At 47.4% G+C, this 895-nt stretch carries 1 protein-coding gene; it reads left to right on the plus strand.

Annotated elements, in window-relative coordinates; all coding sequences use genetic code 11:
* Nucleotides 1-7: 7 nt before the first annotated feature.
* On the plus strand, nucleotides 8-895 hold an 888-nt coding region (locus R7Q11_RS25250; protein ID WP_318094447.1), incomplete at its 3' end, for a cache domain-containing protein.

The following is an 895-nucleotide window of genomic DNA, read 5'->3' on the forward strand; positions in this document are numbered from 1 at the left end:
GTTTTTTATCGGCATTTTAGGGCTTGCTCTTACGCATCACTACGCAACTCGCTATCAACACGATCAATGGCAACAAAAGCTCAAAAGCCAAGCGGCTCAAGTCTCACAAGAAGTCGACTACGAACTGGCGAAGTTTGAACAAATTCCCAATTTGCTTAGCCATGACCCACGCTTGCTTGAAGCCGTTGAGAAAGGTGCACCGTCGACAGAACTGAACTTACTGTTGGCGCAATGGCTGAAGCAAAGTTTGGCCGATACCATTTATGTCCATGATAAAACAGGCTTGGTTATCGCTTCGAGTAACTATCAACAGGCGGATACGTTTGTCGGTTCGAGTTTTAGTTATCGCCCTTACTTTAAAAATGCCCGTCGTGGTGAGCCAGCCCAATACGTGGGGTTAGGTGTACGCTCTAACAAACGAGGCTACTTCTTTTCCTCTCCACTATGGTTGAACGGCGATGTCATCGGCGTCATCACGGTAAAAGTGAATTTGGAGCAATTGGAACAGCGCCTTGCACAAAGTGGCGCAGACGTTTTGGTGACCGACAAACACAACGTAGTGTTTATGAGCAACCTACCCGATTGGCGCTATCGCGCACTGTTTCCACTCTCACCAACGGCCATCAATGAACTGACTGAAACTCGCCAATACGGTGACACGTTGCCCGAATATTACGGCGAGCTAACCGCGCAAAGTGACGAAAGTGAGTTTGCGGATAACCAATTATTGCTGTCACCAAACTACCTCGCGTACGCGACACATTTGTTGGATAAAGGTTTTCGCGTTGTAGCGTTAATCAATCACCACACCGTACTGACGGCAGTATTGCAAGCAGATGTAGTCTATTTGATTTTATACGCGCTGATTGCACTGATCGCATTGGCATGGTTTCAG

This window comes from Vibrio sp. 970 (assembly GCF_033339075.1).